Here is a 17,183-nt window from a genome sequence, read left to right on the forward strand (position 1 = left end):
GGTGCGGAACCCAAGTAGATGTCGAAACCTATCCTGTCACTGCCGCCCGGCCGGCACGCATTCAGGGCGCGGCGCTTCGAGGCGGGACCTGTCCGGCACCCTTGCTACGGTGTGGCCACTGGTAGGCGAAGCAAGTCGCAGGTGAGGTGGAGGTCCGATGCCGGCAGCACAACAGGCACCCCAGCGGTTCGTCGACAGCGCGGGCGGCGTTCGTATCGCGGTCTACGAAGAAGGCAACCCCGACGGCCCGGCGGTGGTGCTGGTGCACGGCTTCCCCGACTCGCACGTGTTGTGGGACGGCGTGGTTCCGCGGCTGGCGCAGCGTTTCCGGGTGATCCGCTACGACAACCGCGGGGTCGGCCTGTCGTCGGCGCCGAAACCCGTCTCGGCCTACACCATGGCTTGCTTCGCCGACGACTTCGCCGCCGTCATCGACGAGCTGAGCCCGGGCCGGCCGGTCCACGTCATGGGCCACGACTGGGGCTCGGTGGGCGTCTGGGAGTACCTGACCCGCCCCGGCGCCGGTGACCGAGTCGCCTCGTTCACCTCGGTGTCCGGCCCGAGTCAGGAACAGTTGGTCAACTACGTATGGGGCGGGCTGCGCCGGCCGTGGCGGCCGCGACGGTTTCTCCGGTCGCTGGCCCAGGCGCTGCGGTTGAGCTACATGGCGCTGTTCTCGGTGCCGGTGTTGGCGCCACTGTTGCTGCGGATGGCGCTTTCGCTCGCGACGGTTCGCCGCAACATGGTCGACAACATCCCGGCCGACCAGATCCACCACTCCGACAACCTGCCCAGCGATGCCGCTCGCTCGGTGAAGACCTATCCCGCCAACTACTTTCGGTCCTTCTCTCGGCAGCGGCGCAGTCGCGGCATCACCGTCATCGGCGTCCCGGTGCAGCTCATTGTCAACACCCAGGACCCGTACGTGCGGCCCTACGGCTACGACGAGACCGCGCGCTGGGTGCCGCGACTGTGGCGACGCGACATCAAAGCCGGCCACTTTTCCCCGATGTCGCACCCGCAGGTGATGGCGGCCGCGGTGCACGACATCGCCGACCTCGTCGAAGGCAACCCGCCCAGCCGCGCGCTGCTGCGGGCACAGATCGGCCGGCCGCGCAAGCACTTCGGTGACATGCTGGTTGCCGTCACCGGGGCGGGCAGCGGAATCGGCCGCGAAACCGCACTCGCGTTCGCCCGCGAGGGCGCCGAGGTGGTGATCAGTGACATCGACGAGGCCACCGTCAAAGATACGGCCGCGGAGATCGCGGCACGCGGTGGCGTCGCCCATCCGTACGTGCTCGACGTGTCCGACGCCGAAGCGGTTGAGGTGTTCGCCGAGCAGGTCAGTACCCAACACGGCGTCCCCGACATCGTCGTCAACAACGCCGGCATCGGCCAGGCGGGCCGATTCCTGGACACCCCGCCCGAGCAGTTCGACCGGGTGCTGGCTGTCAATCTCGGCGGCGTGGTCAACGGGTGCCGCTCCTTTGCCCGGCGGCTGGTCGAGCGCGGCACCGGGGGACACATCGTCAACGTGTCGTCGATGGCCGCCTACGCGCCGCTGCAATCGCTGAGCGCTTACTGCACCTCCAAGGCGGCGACGTACATGTTCTCCGACTGTCTGCGGGCCGAACTCGACGCCGCCGGCATCGGTCTGACCACCGTCTGTCCCGGCGTCATCGACACCAACATCATTGCGGCCACCCGCTTCGACACGCCGGTCGGAAAGGGCGAAGACCAGATCGAAGGCCGGCGCGGCCAGCTGGACAAGATGTTTGCGCGGCGCCACTACGGGCCCGACAAGGTTGCCCACGCGATCGTGTCGGCGGTCAAGAAAAACAAGCCCATCCGCCCGGTAGCGCCCGAGGCCTACGCGCTGTACAGCCTTTCCCGGGTGCTGCCCCAGGCGCTGCGCAGTACCGCGCGCATGCGGGTTATCTGACGTCTCCGACGCCGGTACCAGCGGTCGCCGGGCGGTGATCTCGCTGCTGACCAGGTAGCCGGCCGGCGGCAATCTAGCCGTTTTCGCAGATGTCCTCGAGCACCGCGACCATGGTCCGGGTCGGCACACCGGTGGCCCCCTTGGGCGTGTAGCCCCATGCGCTGCCGGTGTTATAGGCGGGGCCGGCCACGTCGATGTGCGCCCAGTCCACCGAGTCGGCGACGAATTCCCGCAGGAACACCCCGGCCACCAGCATGCCCGCGAAACGCTGACCACTGACGTTGGCCAGGTCGGCCACCGTGGATTTCAGGTCTTCTTTGAGCTCCTCCGGCAGCGGCATGGGCCAGCCGTTTTCGCCGACCCGCTGCGAGATCGCGGCGACGCGGTCGCGGAACTCGTCGCTGCCCATCACGCCGGGGATGCGGGAGCCCAGTGCCACCGTCTGCGCACCGGTCAGTGTCGACGTCTCGATCAGATAGTCCGGGTTGTCCTCACAAGCCCGGACGATCGCGTCAGCCAGGATGAGCCGGCCCTCGGCGTCGGTGTTGAGCACTTCCACCGTCGTTCCGCCGTATTGGGTCAGCACGTCGCCGGGGCGCTGCGCCGTCGCCGAGGGCATGTTCTCGGCGATCGGCACCGTGGCGATCACGTCGATCGGCAGCCGCAGCCGCGCGGCCAGCGTGACGGTGGCGATCACCGCGGCCGCCCCGCCCATGTCCGAGGTCATGTGGTGCATCGACGCGGCCGGCTTGATCGAGATCCCGCCGGTGTCGAAGGTGATTCCCTTACCGACCAACGCGACCTTCTTGACCCGCTTGGGATTGCGAGCCAGCCGCGACCCCCGATGGACCAGCCGCACCATTCGCGGCGGCCGCGACGAGCCCTGACCGACACCGATCACACCGCCGTAACCTGCCTTCTGCAGCGCCTTCTCGTCGAGCACCTCGACCTCGAGTCCGGCTGCCTCACCCAAAACCTTTGCCCGCCTGGCCAACTCGGCAGGATACAGGTGACTCGGCGGCGTGTTCACCAAATCGCGCGCGGTGGTGACGGCGGTCGCCACGGCCGCGGCGTGCGCGCTGTCCTTCTTGGCGTCCTTGGCCGCGCTCAGCACCGTGATCCTGCGCAGCCCTTCGTCTTTCGGTGCGGTCTTGGCGCTGCGGAAAGCGGTGAACCGATAACTGCCCAGGATCAGCCCTTCGACGGTGGCCGAGCAGACACCTTCGCCGGGCAACTCGGCCAGCGTGGTGATCACCGCCTGCGCGATGCCCACTGATCGCGCGGCCACCCCGGCGGCGCGGCGAATCGTGTCCGACGGCCACTCCGAGCGCGGCTTGCCCAGGCCGACCGTCAACACGCTGCCCACCGGCAGCGACGGCACGACCAGCCGGTGCACCTGTTCACTGGCCCCGGTCGCCTGCAGCGCACGCAGTCCGGCCTCGATCTCGGCGACCGCGTCGGTGCTCAGGAACGGCTCGGCGGCGGCGACGAGCGCACCCGGCGTCTCGTCGTCACCGGCCGAGACGATCGGCACGATCAGTACTGCCGAACCCGCACCGCGCTTCGGCAGTGACGTGGCAACGTTGACGGCGGGGCTGTGGTAACCCGGTTCGGTGGTCACGCGCAATTACCCTACGGGACTTGGCCCGTCGGCGTCGCGGGCACGCAGCTCGAAGGCCGTCACCGGGGCGTCAAAACCCTTCAGCGTTAACGGGCCGCGCGCGGTCGCGGGCCAGTCCGGCAATTTGTCATGGAGTTCGCTCGCGGCCAGGATTTGTCCCGGTGCCGCGACGGCCACGAGTCGCGCGGCCAGGTTCACCGGGCTGCCGAAGTAGTCGCCGTTGATGGCTAAGACGGTGCCGTAAGCAAGTCCGGCACGCACCTGCAGGTCGGTCTCGCGCGCCCGCGGGTGGTCGACCAGATCAACCGCCGCCTGCACCAGCCGCCCGGGTGTCGGGCTCACCCACATGACCGCGTCGCCGATGAACTTCACCAGCCGGCCACCGTCGGCATGCACCACGTCGGCGACGGTGGCGCCGAACTCGGTGAGCAAATCCTGCAGCTGCGCGGGTGTGAGCATCTGGGTCAGCGCGGTGAAGCTGGACAGGTCCGCAAAACCGATGCCACAGGTGACGCTCGCCGATGTGTCCTGAACGACACCTTCGAAATACGTGCGGGCACTGGTCAGATGGTGCCGGTGAACGACGTCGATCAAGTTCCCGATCCGGGGGACGAACTCGGCGATGGCCCGGTACGCCTGCGCGGTGGCGAGCTCGTCATGGGTGTGGGTCATCTGGATGTCCGGCATGGCGGCTCGGATCATCGTCGACTCGGCTTCGGCGAGCCGGGCCATCGCGGTGCCGATCACTCGCAACAGCCCGTAGGCGCCGTCCTGGCCCACCACCGCTTTCAGCCCGACCCAGGTCGCCAGCGCGTCGACGTCGGCCTGGCTCAGCGCCGGAACATCGGGGCCGGCGACGGTAAGGCCGAGCAGAGCCCAGGCGCGGGCGACCTCCTCGGCCGACAACCCGAGTTCTTGCGCCGCCGACCGCACGGTATGGATGGGCGGCCCCGACCATTGCAAGACATCACCGGCAAGACCGAACAGCCGGCCGCGGCGCTCGGCTTCGGCCATCTCGGCGACGGTGAAGCCCAGTCCGTCCAAGTACTTGATCAGGTCGGCCCGCCCCAGTGGATCAGCGATTCCGGCAGCTTCCAGCGCTTCGAAGTCAAGGGAGTCGGGGAAGTCGGGGGAGTCGGACACCTACCCAAGTGTGCCAGCAGCCGACGCGGATTAGGGTGTGTCGTCGTGACTGATGAGCTGCAGCATGGACCCTTGGAAGACCGGCACCGCGCGCTGGGCGCCAGTTTCGCCGAATTCGGCGGCTGGCTGATGCCGGTGTCGTATGCCGGGACCGTCAGCGAGCACAATGCGACCCGCACCGCCGTCGGGCTGTTCGACGTCAGCCATCTCGGCAAAGCACTGGTCAGCGGACCTGGCGCGGCGGAGTTCGTCAATTCCGCGCTGACCAACGACCTGCACCGCATCGGCCCCGGTAAGGCGCAATACACGTTGTGCTGCAACGAATCCGGCGGCGTCATCGACGACTTGATCGCCTACTACGTCGACGACGACGAGATCTTCCTGGTGCCCAACGCCGCCAACACCGCCGCCGTGGTCAGCGCATTGCAGGCGGCCGCCCCGGGCGATCTGACGATCACCAACCTGCATCGCTCCTACGCCGTGTTGGCGGTGCAGGGCCCGCGCGCCGCCGACGTGCTCACCGCATTGGGCCTGCCGACCGACATGGATTACATGGGTTATGCCGATTCGGCGTATTCCGGAGTCCCGGTGCGGGTGTGTCGCACCGGCTACACCGGCGAGCACGGCTACGAACTACTGCCGCCTTGGGAGGCTGCCGGCGTGGTGTTCGACGCCCTGGTGGACGCGGTGTCCGACGCGGGCGGCCAGCCCGCCGGTCTGGGAGCTCGCGACACGCTGCGCACCGAGATGGGTTATCCGCTGCACGGGCACGAGCTATCACCTGACATTTCGCCGTTGCAGGCTCGCTGCGGCTGGGCGATCGGCTGGAAAAAGGATGCGTTCTTCGGCCGCGACGCGCTGCTGGCGGAGAAGGCGGCGGGGCCGCGGCGGCTGTTGCGGGGACTGCGGATGGTCGGCCGCGGCGTGTTGCGTCCGGGCCTGACGGTGCTGGTCGGGGATACCGCGGTCGGGGTCACCACGTCGGGAACGTTTTCGCCCACATTGCAGGCCGGTATCGCGCTGGCGCTGATCGATACCGATGCGGGAGTGCCGGACGGTGAGCACGTCACCGTCGACGTTCGCGGGCGCGCGGTCGACTGCGCCGTGGTGCCCCCGCCGTTCGTCGAGGCGAAAACGCGTTAGCGACCCACTCGCGTGCGGAAAACCCTTCGTACACCGATAGAATCGGCGCCATGACCAGCGGGTCCCTGCAGTTCACGGTTACGCGCGCGGCGAATCCGGCAAGCGATGCCCAACGCGTAGCGATCCTGCAGGACCCGGGTTTCGGCAAATATCACACCGATCACATGGTCTCGATCGACTACACCGAGGGCACGGGCTGGCACAATGCGCGGGTCATCGGCTATGGCCCGATCGAACTGGACCCCTCGGCGATCGTGCTGCACTACGCGCAGGAGGTGTTCGAAGGCCTCAAGGCGTACCGCTGGACAGACGGCTCGATCGTGTCGTTTCGGGCCGAGGCCAATGCCGCGCGATTGCGTTCCTCGGCCCGGCGGCTGGCGATCCCGGAATTGCCCGACGAGCTGTTCATCGAATCGCTGTGCCAGCTGATCGCCGTCGACAACGCCTGGGTTCCGCAGGCCGGCGGCGAGGAGGCGTTGTATCTACGGCCGTTCATCATCGCCACCGAGCCCGGCTTGGGCGTGCGGCCGGCCAAGGAATACCGCTACCTGCTGATCGCCTCGCCGGCGGGCGCCTACTTCAAGGGCGGCGTCAATCCCGTCAGCGTCTGGGTGTCAACGGAATACGTGCGAGCCAGCCCCGGCGGTACCGGCGCGGCCAAGTGCGGCGGCAACTACGCCGCTTCGCTGCTGGCTCAGGCCGAAGCCGTCGACAACGGGTGCGACCAAGTGGTGTGGCTGGACGCGGTCGAACGCCGCTATGTCGAAGAGATGGGCGGGATGAACATTTTCTTCGTGTTCGGCAGCGGCGGATCGGCCAGGTTGGTCACCCCGGAGCTGTCCGGCTCGCTGCTGCCCGGCATCACCCGGGATTCGTTGCTGCACTTGGCGACCGATGCCGGCGTGACGGTCGAGGAGCGCAAGATCGATATCGCCGAGTGGCAGAAGAAGGCCGCGGTCGGCGAGATCACCGAGGTGTTCGCTTGCGGTACCGCCGCAGTGATCACCCCGGTCTCGCGGGTGAAGTACGGCGACGTCGAGTTCACCATCGCCGATGGCCAGCCCGGTGAGCTGACCATGGCATTGCGTGACACGTTGACCGGGATTCAGCGGGGCACCTTCGCCGATACCCGCGGGTGGATGTCGCGGTTGGGTTAGCTCGCCGCGGCTGCGGCGGCGGCGGCCGGCCGAACCGGCTCGGGTTGCCAGCTGCCCGGGGCCCGTCGGGTCTGCCGGCGGCGGACGGAGCCGCCGCAGTCTCCGAGAAGGACCAGCCTTGGTAGGCCGGCCTGCGGTCGCAACGATCGATCGTGCGCCCGGTCATCCATTGGCCCGGGTGCACGGACGGCTGCGAAAGCGGCAACCACGGACAGCGCCAGCACAACGACGACCGGCCAGACGGTGGCGTGTTTCTGGGCGATCATGCCGAGGACACCGCCCAGCAGGGTGAACGTGATCGCCAGCAACGTCGCCCCGAAGCCGATCAGCGTCGCGCGGTGCTGCTCGGCGGCGAACACGCTGATCCAGGAAACCGACGCGGCGGATACGGGTTGGGCGGCCAGCGTCGCCAGCAGGAAAACCGTGCCGTAGGCCCACAGGTGGTACCACTGGCCGGACAACTCCGCCACGATGCACACCAGGGCGGCGGTCGTGCTGCACAGTGCGCTGCCCAGCAGCATGCCGCGCACACCGAATCGCCGGTAGATCTTGCGCCAGAACGCCGAACCGACGACCAGTCCGACGCTGGACAGGACCACCAGCACATGCAAACTGCCCATCTTCTTTGCGGCGCGCAGGCTGTAGAAGGTGGTTCCCAGACAGATCGGGGCGAACAACAGATACGTCATCGCGTACTGGCGAAACCACGGTTGGGCTTGGGCGACCGCGAAACCCTGTCGATAGATTTCCCGAAGCGGCGGGCGGGTGGTGGTGGACGCGGACCGCATGGGACCCACGAGCAGCGCAGCGACGCCGGAAGCAATCAGCGCCAGGGCGCCCAGCCACAGTAGATCGCGGTAGTGGGCTATTTGATCACCGCTGGCCAGCATGGGCACGATCAGCAGCATGACGCCGGTGGCCAGCGTCGATCCCGCGGCGCCTTGAGTCAGGAACAGTTCGCCGCGGCGTCGTGCGGGTAACTTGCCGGAGACCATGTCGGTATAGGCGACAGTGGCCACCGCGATGACAACTCCGGCGGCGGCTGTGGTCAGCAGAAACACCGCCGCGGCGTAGACGCCGGTCCACGGGATCACCGCATCCCAGATAAGCAGCGCAGCCACCATCGCCGAGGCCGCCGCCAGCAGCACGTGGCGCATCCGGCCGGTTCGCTGAAGGATCGCCGGCGACGCCGAATTTCCCATGATCAAGCCGATGCTGTACGCCGGAAACAGCAGCCCGGCCGCCCAGGTGATGCCCTGATGTGCGCAGATGAAGGGCAGCACCACGGCGCTGTTGCTGAGCTGCATTCCGGTGGTGTAGAAAGTGCCCTGGGTCACCAATCGCCCGAACGGATTCGTCCGCGCCGCAGCGGCAGCGACCGGCCTGGTCGACGGTGATAACGGCATGCCTGAAGACGTTAAGGGCGCTGAGCGGCCAAAACAATCCTCCGATCGGCCACAATCAGGGGAACCGCTTGTCCACCGATTGGGGGAACGGTGATGTCGCGAAGGACTAAAGGACTAGAAGCGGGACAGTGCCGCCAGCAGTAGCGCACTGACCGTCGTCGTCAGTTCGATCGCCGCGCCGATCACGTCACCGGTGACACCACCGAAGCGGCGCACGCAGTGCGAGACCAGGACGGCCCCGCACAACACCGCCACCAGTACCGCAACCGGGCCGTGCCATGGCCGTGGACCCGCCGGCAGCGAAGCCGCGACCAGCACAGCGAGCCACGCGGCGACCACTGCCGCCGGCTGGGTATCGGCGACGCGCGTACCCAGGACGCTGCCCGCGGCGGCCGGCACCGACCGGCGACAGGCCAGCACCGCGGTGATCCGGCCGGCGAAGACTGCCACGATGACACCGGCGGCCCCCAGCGCCGGGAAGGCCAGCCCCTGCAGCGTGATCACCAGTACGACGGCCGCCACCCCGAACGGCCCGGAAGACCCGTCGCGCATCACGGCAAGGGCGCGCTGCGGCGGGCCGTAGCAACCCAGGCCGTCGGCCGTATCGGCAACGCCGTCGATGTGCAGGCCGCGGGTTGCGGCCAGCAACACCGTCACCGCCAGCAACCCGGACAACGGGCTGGACGGCCCGAACACCACTGCGCCGGCCCAGGTGACAGCGGCGGCCAGGCCGCCCAGCGCCGCGCCGACCACCGGTAACGCCGTCATCGCGCCGCGTCCCATCGGAGCGGCCCGGAAGCTCGGCATGTGCATCACCGTGCCGAAGGCGAAAGCTGTTGCCAGGGAACGGATCACGGCCAGGTCGGGCCGATACCGGAGGTGCGGGGACCGGACACACCGGCCTCGGTGAAGGTAGCCATCGACGACAGCGCGGCCACCGCGGCGCGCAGCACCGACAGCGCAAGCGTGGCGCCGGTGCCCTCGCCCAACCGCATCCGCAGGTCCAGGATCGGATCCAGCTGCAGCGCCGTCAGGGCTAGCTGGTGACCCGGTTCGGTGGACCGGTGACCGGCCTGCCACCACTGCCGGGCGCCGGGCGCCAGGCGTTCGGCGACCAGAGCCGCGGCCGTCACCGCCATGCCGTCGAGCAACAGCGGAGTCCGCCGGACCGCGGCCTGCGCGCAAAAACCCGCCATCGCCGCCAGATCGGCGCCACCGCAGCAGCGCAGCAGCCCCACCGGGTCGGGCAGCACCGGCCGCGCCCGGAACAGCGCATCGCGCACCGCGGCCGTCTTGCGGGCCCAGCCGGCGTCGTCGATCCCGGTCCCGAACCCGACCACCGCGACCGGTTCGGTGTCGGTCAGCGCCGCCACCAGCACTGCCGCCGCGGTGGTGTTCCCGATTCCCATGTCGCCGGCGATGAGCAGATCGGCGCCGGCGTCGACCTCCTCGTCGGCGATCTGTTGGCCGGAGGCGATGGCGCGGGCCGTCTCGTCGGCGGTCAACGCGTCTTCGGTGCTGATATCGCCGCTGCCGCGGCGCACCTTGTAGGCGCCGATCCGCTCCGACCCCGCATCGGAATCCACCGCCAGGTCCGCCACCCGCACCGTCGCACCGGCTACCTCGGCCAACGCGTTGATCGCCGCCCCGCCGGCGTCGATATTGGCGACCATCTGGTTGGTGACTTCCGGCGGGTACGCCGACACCCCCGACCGGGCGACGCCGTGGTCACCGGCGAAAACGACCACCCGGGCGCGCTGGAACTGCCGCGGCGGACAGTGGCCCTGGCAGGCGGCCACCCACACCGACAGGTCCTCGAGGCGGCCCAGCGCTCCCCGCGGCTTGGTCAGAACGTCCTGTCGGGCCCGCGCGGCGGCTTCGGCATCGGGGTCGGGCGGCGATATCGGTGCGAATCCGATCATGTGCGTGCCGGCTTGATCGGGACGGCCTGCCCGGCCCCCACCAGCACCACCTGATCGCAGACCGCTGCAATTCGCTGGTTGAGGCTGCCCAGCTCGTCGACGAGCGTCGCCGTGTCCGGTGACCGCCGCAACTGGGTGTCAGTTTCGACGGTCGACCAGTGGCCAGGCCGGCGTTCGTGATGCTTGGCGACCCGTTGCGCCCACTCCTGCGCCCAGGCTGGGTCGGACTCGGCGACCAGCGCGGGAACTCGGTAGCGGACCGGCTGGCCTGGTGTCAGTGAATCCGCGATGGTGTGCTCCGCCCACCGGGACTTGCCCGACCTGATCCCGCCGAGAACCAGTGTGCCCATGAGTGGTCAGCCAGCTTTCCGGCGCTAACCGACGCTGGCTCCGCGCTCCACCTGGGGGCGCGGCGCCCGCATCCGGCGCATCTGCGACGCCCGGCCGGCAGCGTAAAGTCCGAGTTTCCAACGACTTTCGGTGTTGTTCGGGAACTTCGCGTCGACCAGTCTGCTCACCTTGCGACCCAACACGATCCCGTCGACGGTCATCAGGGCCATCAGCACCAGCATCGTGGGCGACATGTAGAGCTGTAGCTGCGGGACGGCGAACATCACGAACAGCAAGGCCAGCGCTGACGGCATGAACAGGCCGAGCAGGTTGCGCCGGGAATCGACCACATCGCGGACGTAACGGCGGATCGGGCCCTGGTCGCGCGGCAGCAGATAGGCCTCCTCGCCGGCCATCATCCGTTCGCGGCGTTCGGTCATCCGGGCCCGGCTGGCGGTGCGTTCGGCCCGGCGTTCCGCGCGGCTCAGTTTCGGGCCGGAGAGCGACTTGCGCCGGGCCCGCGCCTCGGCAGCCGTCATCGGCGCCGGGACGACGGGGCCTTTCTTTGCGCTGCGCCGTGCCTCGCTGCGCTTGGGCGTCGGCCGGCCCTTGGGTCCGGTTGCCCGCGACGCGCGGGAAGTTGCGGGCCCGGCCGGGGAACGGGTCTGCGCCCCCTGGCTGTCCTCAGCCTTCGCCGAAACCTCGGCACCTTCTTCGTGGCCCTTCTTGCGGCCCAGCAGCTTCACAGTCGACAGGTTACTGTGCGCGCGGGCAGCGCCGGGGACCAGCGACGGGGAAATGTGCTGCTGTTACCCAGCGCCAGCATCGGTGTTAGCCCTACTCTTGCTTGTGATGGACGGCTCGTCTGCTTCGGATGCTGCTGCCGATGCCCTCGGGCCCGGCCGGATCCAGCTGCCCGCGATGCGGGTGCTGGTGGCCCCGGACTGTTACGGAGACAGCCTGTCCGCGGTGGATGCCGCCGCGGTGATCGCCACTGGCTGGACCCGCTCGCGGCCGAACGACACCTTCATCGTGGCTCCGCAGTCCGACGGCGGGCCCGGGTTTATCGAGGTGCTGCAAAGCCGCTTCGGGGAGTCGCGGCTGCTGCGGGTGTCGGGGCCGCTGGACACCGCCGTGGACGCCGCATGGATGTTCGATCAGGCTTCGGCAACCGCTTACCTGGAGTGTGCGCAGGCCTGCGGTCTGTCCCTGCTCGGTGGTCCGCCAACGACCGAGACCGCGTTGACCGCACACAGCAGGGGAGTCGGGCAGCTCATTGCTGCCGCAGTCGCGGCCAGGGCGCGGCGCATTGTGGTCGGGCTGGGCGGCAGCGCGTGTACGGACGGCGGGTACGGCATGATCACCGAACTCGGCGGCCTGGACAACGCCCGCCGACGACTCGCCGGAGTCGAGCTGATCGCCGCCTCCGACGTGGAATACCCGCTGGTGGGACCATGGGGCGCGGCCAGGGTGTTCGCGCCGCAGAAGGGCGCGGACGCGGCCACCGTCGCCGCACTGGAGGCCCGTCTCGAGGCGTGGGCGGTGGAACTGGACGCGGCCGCCGGGCGGGCAGTGAGCGCCGAGCCTGGTGCGGGCGCCGCCGGCGGCATCGGCGCGGGTCTGCTCGCGCTCGGTGGCCGATGCGAGTCCGGTGCCGCGATCATCGCCGAACACACCCACTTGGCCGACGACCTCGCCGAAGCGCAGCTGATCATCACCGGTGAGGGCAAGTTCGACGAGCAGTCGTTGCACGGCAAGGTCGTCGGCGAGATCGCGGCCGCGGCCCGCCCGCTGGGCATTCCGGTGATAGTGCTGGCCGGGCAAGTGGTCCTGGATAAATCGACGATCCGATCGTCTGGCATCATGTCGGCCTTGTCCATCGCCGACTATGCGGGTTCGGTGCGGTTGGCACTTGCCGATGCGGCTAATCAGCTGATGGGTTTGGCGTCGGAAGTCGCCGCGCGACTCGGGAATCCCCGGCCTGCGCGGTACCGTTAGTAGCAGTGGGTTTTCCCGACGGGGCCCGGGCTGACACGACAGCCGGTGAGCCCACCTAACGATGAGGCATGTAGGAGAAGCAATGACGGTGCAGAACGAGCCGACCGCCAAGACCCATGGCGTGATCCTGACCGAGGCCGCTGCCGCCAAGGCGAAGTCCCTGCTCGACCAGGAGGGACGTGACGACTTGTCGCTACGGATAGCGGTGCAACCCGGAGGGTGCGCCGGCCTGCGTTACAACCTGTTCTTCGACGACCGGACGCTGGACGGCGACCTGACAGCGGAGTTCGACGGCGTGACGTTGACGGTCGACCGGATGAGCGCGCCGTACGTGGAAGGCGCGTCGATCGATTTCGTGGACACCATCGAGAAGCAGGGCTTCACGATCGACAATCCCAACGCGACCGGGTCTTGCGCGTGTGGGGATTCCTTCAACTGACTTGACCTGACCGACGCGGGTCTGCCGGGTCCGGGACCATCCCGGCCCGGTCAATACTGCCCGGCCGTGCGCAACACGTACGAGCACACCAGTATCTGCCCGCGCTGGAAGAGCAGCTGCGCGATTCCCTGCACCTGCCCCTTCGGCGGGCCGCCGATGGCAGGCGTCACCTGCATGGTGAACAGCACCTGGGCCTGGTATTGCGACCAGTACACGATTTTGTCGATCGACGTCACGTCGGCCTTGGAGAACTGCTTGCGGAAGGCGTCACTGCTCAACTTGGCCAGGGCCTGATCCGACCGCCGGTCCTTCACCCCGTCGTAGATCCCGCACAGCGCGTTGCGAACGATGACGTCGACATCGCGGTGCTGGAGTGCGTTGAGGTAGCCCTGAATCGCCGTTTTCGCCGATGCTTCCGTGAAGGTGCCCCCGGTGTTGGCCCCGTTGGTGCGAACCCCGTACACGATTGCCGCGGTCAGCGCGCCGACCAAGGCGAGGGCCAGCAGGGCGCCGATCAGCAGCCGCTTGGGCCGTCGCCTCGGATAGGAGCTCGGCATGCCGGGATAACCCGCCGCCGGGGCGGGGGGAAAGGGATGTTGCCGGTCGGCGGCTTCATGGGGGTATTCAACAGGCTCATCGGGCCCGGTCTGCGGGTACGGTCGCACCTCTCCGGCTCCTTCGGCGCCGACGGCAGGGTCCGGCGGGTGCTGACCGGCCATCGTGGTTCTCCTACGGTGGTGGACGAAACGACATGTGGGCTTGCCGCCCGGCAGCGGATTCCGGCAATGAGGTGAGTTCCCTAGGGCAGGCTAGCGCAACACCTGCCGTCGGCTGTCGACGCGACGGGGCGGGCCGCGGCACCGATAATTGTGAGAGGCTAGACGACCTTACGGACCAAGGACGGAGATTTTGTGACGATTGCGGTAACCGGTTCGATTGCAACCGACCATCTGATGCGGTTTCCCGGCCGCTTTTCCGAGCAACTGCTGCCCGAACACTTACACAAGGTGTCGCTGAGCTTCTTAGTCGACGACCTGGTGGTGCACCGCGGCGGCGTGGCCGGGAATATGGCCTTTGCCATCGGCGTGCTGGGCGGTGACGTGGCGCTGGTCGGCGCGGCCGGCGCCGACTTCTCCGAATACCGCGACTGGCTCAAAGCCCACGGTGTCAACTGTGATCACGTTCTGATCTCCGAGGCCGCGCACACGGCGCGGTTCACCTGTACCACCGACGTGGACATGGCCCAGATCGCGTCGTTCTATCCGGGGGCAATGTCAGAGGCCCGAACCATCAAGATCGCCGACGTGGTGTCGGCGATCGGTACTCCGGAGCTGGTCATCATCGGCGCCAACGACCCCGAGGCGATGTTCTTGCACACCGAGGAATGCCGCCAGCTGGGGCTGGCCTTCGCCGCTGATCCCTCCCAGCAGCTGGCGAGGCTGTCCGGCGAGGAAATCCGTCAGCTCATCGGCGGTGCCAGCTACTTGTTCACCAACGACTACGAATGGGACCTGCTGCTGTCGAAGACCGGGTGGTCGGAGGCCGAGGTGATGGCCCAGATCGACCTGCGGATAACCACTCTAGGTCCCAAGGGGGTGGATGTGGTGGACCCGGACGGCACCACCATCCACGTCGGCGTGGTCCCCGAAACCAGCCAGACCGACCCCACCGGGGTCGGCGACGCGTTCCGAGCCGGATTCCTGACCGGGCGCAGCGCCGGGTTGAGCTTGGAGCGGTCCGCGCAGCTGGGTTCACTGGTCGCGGTGTTGGTGCTGGAATCGACCGGCACCCAAGAGTGGCAGTGGGATCACCAGGCCGCAGCGTCCCGACTGGCCGGTGCATACGGCGACGAGGCGGCCGCCGAGATCACGGCGGTGCTGGCCTAGCCCAGGCCTAGCCCCGCGGGCAGACGCAGAGTCGCACGCGGAAAACCTTCCGCGTGCGACTCTGCGTCTGCTGGCCGTCATAACTGGACCGGATACTGCGGCTCGCCGATCTGCGGCACCACACTGTGCTCGACGAAGATCGCGTGCCACAGCATGAAGATCAGCACCGTCCACAGCCGGCGGCTGTGATCGCCGGCGCCGGTTCGGTGCTCGTCGAGCATCCGGCTGACCGCGCCCAGGTTGATCAGGTGACCGGCCTCCGACGAGGCCACCATCTCATACGCCCACTCCAGCAGCTCGCCGGCGCGTAGCCAGTGCCGGATCGGCACCGGGAAGCCCAGCTTGGGCCGGTGCAGCACATGCGCCGGAACAATGGGCTCCAGCGCGCGCCGCAGCGCGTATTTGGTGGTGGTGCGGGTGATCTTGGCCTGCAGCGGTAGCCGCGAGGCCACCGCGAACACCTCCGGGTCCAGGAACGGCACCCGCAGCTCGAGCGAATTGGCCATCGTCATCTTGTCGGCCTTGACCAGGATGTCGCCGCGCAGCCAGGTGAACAGGTCGATGTGCTGCATGCGGGCCACCGGATCCCAACCGGCCGACTGCGCGTACACCGGCGCCGTGACGTCGGTGTGGGTCCAGTCCTCGCGGAAGCCGGGCAGCACGTCGCGCAGCTGTGCGTCGGAAAAGCTGCGGGCATTGCCGTAGTAGCGCTCTTCGAGCGTCAACGAGCCGCGGTGCAGTAGGCTCTTGCCGCGCATGCCCTCCGGCAGCGGCTTGGAGGCTTTCCCCATCGACCGCCGCAGCCGCCGCGGCAGGTAGTCGAACGGTTTGAGCGACAGCGGTTCGCGGTAGATCGTGTAGCCGCCGAACAGTTCGTCGGCGCCTTCCCCGGACAACACGACCTTGACGTACTTGCGGGCCTCCCGGGCGACGAAGAACAGCGGCACCAGCGCCGGATCGGCCACCGGTTCGTCGAGATACCAGACGATTTCGGGCAGGGCGGCCACAAACTCCTCGGCGCTGACCACCTTGGCGACGTGGCGCGCGCCGATCGCCTCGGCCGAGGCCACCGCGACATCGAGCTCGGAGAAGCCCTCCCGCTCGAAACCGGTGGTGAAGGTGATCAGCCGCGGATTGTGCCGGATGGCCAGGGCGGCGATGGCCGTGGAGTCGATGCCCCCGGACAGAAACGAGCCGACGGTGACGTCGGCCCGCATGTGCTTGGCCACCGAGTCCTCAAGCACCGCCGTGATCTCGTCGTAGCGCGCCTGCTCGGTGTCGGGCGTGATCGGGGTGGCGGCAAAACGCGGCATGAAGTAACGGGTGATCTCCGGCTCTCGCCCGGGCCGAATCCAGGCGTAACACCCTGATTCGAGCCGGCGGACCCCGCGGTGCAACGTCTCGGGCTCCGGCACGTACTGCAGCACGATGTAGTGCTGCAGTGCCCGGGGGTCGATTCGGGTGTCGAATCCCAGCAAGTCGACGAGGTCGAGCAGGCATTTCTTCTCGCTGGCTACCGCGGTGCCGCCGGCGCCGGTCGCCAGGAACAGCGGCTTGATGCCGAACGGGTCGCGGGCGCAGAACAATTCACGGGTGATGGTGTCCCACAGCGCGAAAGCGAACATGCCGCGTAGCCGCTTGAGCACGTCGGTGCCCCAGTGGTGGTAGCCGGCGACGATCGTCTCGCCGTCGCCGTCGGTCGCGAACACGGCGCCGTGCCGGGTGCTGAGGTCGTCGCGCAGCTCCAGGTAGTTGTAGATCTCGCCGTTGAACACCAGCACGTACCGATCCGGCGCCTCCGGCGGGCCCCACCGCAGCGGCTGATGGGAATGGGCGATGTCGATAATTGACAGCCGGTTAAACCCGAAGATCACCGATCCGTCGGCGTCCGGATCGACCCAGGTGCCTGGCTCGTCGGGGCCACGGTGGCGCATCAGGTGGCACGCGCGGGCGATCGCGCCGTCGGCCTCCGTGGCGCTGCGGGCAGCAGCGTCGAGGCCCTGGGTCTCGGCAGCGCCGGCCGGGGCCGCGACGAAGGCCAGCAGTCCGCACACGGCGCCCCAGTATGCCGCACGAGGCGCTGCTGCCCGGGCGCGGCCGGCGGGTAATGGTGATCGAGACCGGGTCTCGCGCTCGTCGGTTCACGATTTGGGGTTCCAAAAGGGCCGTATCGCGCCGCCTGGTAGCCACTGCGAG

Annotated in this window: 15 protein-coding genes; 6 read left to right on the forward strand and 9 right to left on the reverse strand. The window is 68.4% G+C overall.

Annotated features, from left to right (window positions below; all coding sequences use genetic code 11):
* The first annotated feature begins 157 nt into the window (after positions 1-157).
* Entirely contained in the window at positions 158-1,942 is a 1,785-nt protein-coding gene (locus AWC07_RS15830) for an SDR family oxidoreductase (protein ID WP_036409635.1), read from the forward strand.
* Positions 1,943-2,015: 73 nt separating this feature from the next.
* Here AWC07_RS15830 and AWC07_RS15835 read toward each other — a convergent pair whose 3' ends face one another.
* Positions 2,016-3,563, reverse strand: coding sequence for a leucyl aminopeptidase (locus AWC07_RS15835; RefSeq protein WP_036409637.1), 1,548 nt, complete (start codon positions 3,561-3,563; stop codon positions 2,016-2,018).
* A gap of 6 nt (positions 3,564-3,569) precedes the next feature.
* On the reverse strand, positions 3,570-4,706 hold the full coding sequence (locus AWC07_RS15840) for an adenylate/guanylate cyclase domain-containing protein (RefSeq protein WP_036409640.1): 1,137 nt from the start codon (positions 4,704-4,706) through the stop codon (positions 3,570-3,572).
* A 45-nt stretch (positions 4,707-4,751) separates the two neighbouring features.
* Here AWC07_RS15840 and gcvT point away from each other — a divergent pair, with 45 nt between their 5' ends.
* Together gcvT and AWC07_RS15850 are read left to right on the forward strand one after the other, a co-directional pair.
* Positions 4,752-5,849: a glycine cleavage system aminomethyltransferase GcvT gene (gene gcvT / locus AWC07_RS15845; RefSeq protein WP_036409647.1), complete on the forward strand. Its 1,098-nt coding sequence runs from the start codon at positions 4,752-4,754 to the stop codon at positions 5,847-5,849.
* A 50-nt stretch (positions 5,850-5,899) separates the two neighbouring features.
* Positions 5,900-7,006, forward strand: a complete 1,107-nt coding sequence (locus AWC07_RS15850; protein WP_036409649.1) for a branched-chain amino acid aminotransferase — start codon at positions 5,900-5,902, stop codon at positions 7,004-7,006.
* Here the strand turns inward: AWC07_RS15850 and AWC07_RS15855 are convergent.
* The 5 genes from AWC07_RS15855 to AWC07_RS15875 form a co-directional block, all read right to left on the reverse strand.
* Positions 7,003-8,412, reverse strand: a complete 1,410-nt coding sequence (locus tag AWC07_RS15855; RefSeq protein ID WP_084293321.1) for a hypothetical protein — start codon at positions 8,410-8,412, stop codon at positions 7,003-7,005. The genes AWC07_RS15850 and AWC07_RS15855 overlap by 4 nt on opposite strands.
* Positions 8,413-8,526: 114 nt before the next feature.
* The gene (locus AWC07_RS15860) at positions 8,527-9,267 is read right to left on the reverse strand and encodes an adenosylcobinamide-GDP ribazoletransferase (protein ID WP_036409651.1); all 741 of its coding nucleotides are present in this window, start codon (positions 9,265-9,267) and stop codon (positions 8,527-8,529) included.
* The gene (gene cobT, locus AWC07_RS15865) at positions 9,264-10,334 is read right to left on the reverse strand and encodes a nicotinate-nucleotide--dimethylbenzimidazole phosphoribosyltransferase (RefSeq protein WP_036409654.1); all 1,071 of its coding nucleotides are present in this window, start codon (positions 10,332-10,334) and stop codon (positions 9,264-9,266) included. Before cobT ends, AWC07_RS15860 begins: the two co-directional genes overlap by 4 nt.
* Entirely contained in the window at positions 10,331-10,684 is a 354-nt protein-coding gene (locus AWC07_RS15870; protein WP_036409656.1) for a bifunctional adenosylcobinamide kinase/adenosylcobinamide-phosphate guanylyltransferase, read from the reverse strand. The genes cobT and AWC07_RS15870 overlap by 4 nt, the downstream gene beginning before the upstream one ends.
* Before the next feature lie 24 nt (positions 10,685-10,708).
* Positions 10,709-11,410 carry a DUF3043 domain-containing protein gene (locus AWC07_RS15875; RefSeq protein WP_036409658.1) on the reverse strand — a complete coding sequence of 234 codons (702 nt, stop codon included), beginning with the start codon at positions 11,408-11,410 and terminating at the stop codon, positions 10,709-10,711.
* 175 nt (positions 11,411-11,585) lie between these two features.
* Between AWC07_RS15875 and AWC07_RS15880 the strand changes: the two genes are divergently transcribed.
* The gene (locus AWC07_RS15880) at positions 11,586-12,662 is read left to right on the forward strand and encodes a glycerate kinase family protein (RefSeq protein ID WP_139829726.1); all 1,077 of its coding nucleotides are present in this window, start codon (positions 11,586-11,588) and stop codon (positions 12,660-12,662) included.
* An 82-nt stretch (positions 12,663-12,744) separates the two neighbouring features.
* A complete protein-coding gene (locus AWC07_RS15885) occupies positions 12,745-13,101 on the forward strand; it encodes an iron-sulfur cluster assembly accessory protein (protein WP_036409660.1) in 357 nt (118 codons plus the stop codon).
* Positions 13,102-13,151: 50 nt separating this feature from the next.
* On the opposite strand, the gene AWC07_RS15890 is transcribed toward AWC07_RS15885, so the two are convergent.
* Positions 13,152-13,820 carry an Rv0361 family membrane protein gene (locus tag AWC07_RS15890; protein WP_036409662.1) on the reverse strand — a complete coding sequence of 223 codons (669 nt, stop codon included), beginning with the start codon at positions 13,818-13,820 and terminating at the stop codon, positions 13,152-13,154.
* A gap of 192 nt (positions 13,821-14,012) precedes the next feature.
* Here AWC07_RS15890 and AWC07_RS15895 point away from each other — a divergent pair, with 192 nt between their 5' ends.
* Positions 14,013-14,987, forward strand: a complete 975-nt coding sequence (locus tag AWC07_RS15895; protein ID WP_036409663.1) for a carbohydrate kinase family protein — start codon at positions 14,013-14,015, stop codon at positions 14,985-14,987.
* Positions 14,988-15,064: 77 nt separating this feature from the next.
* Here the strand turns inward: AWC07_RS15895 and asnB are convergent, their stop codons facing one another.
* A complete protein-coding gene (gene asnB, locus AWC07_RS15900) occupies positions 15,065-17,041 on the reverse strand; it encodes an asparagine synthase (glutamine-hydrolyzing) (protein WP_085105137.1) in 1,977 nt (658 codons plus the stop codon).
* Between the last annotated feature and the right edge of the window lie 142 nt (positions 17,042-17,183).

Origin of the sequence: Mycobacterium gastri (assembly GCF_002102175.1) — a bacterium.
Taxonomy (GTDB): Bacteria; Actinomycetota; Actinomycetes; order Mycobacteriales; family Mycobacteriaceae; genus Mycobacterium; species Mycobacterium gastri.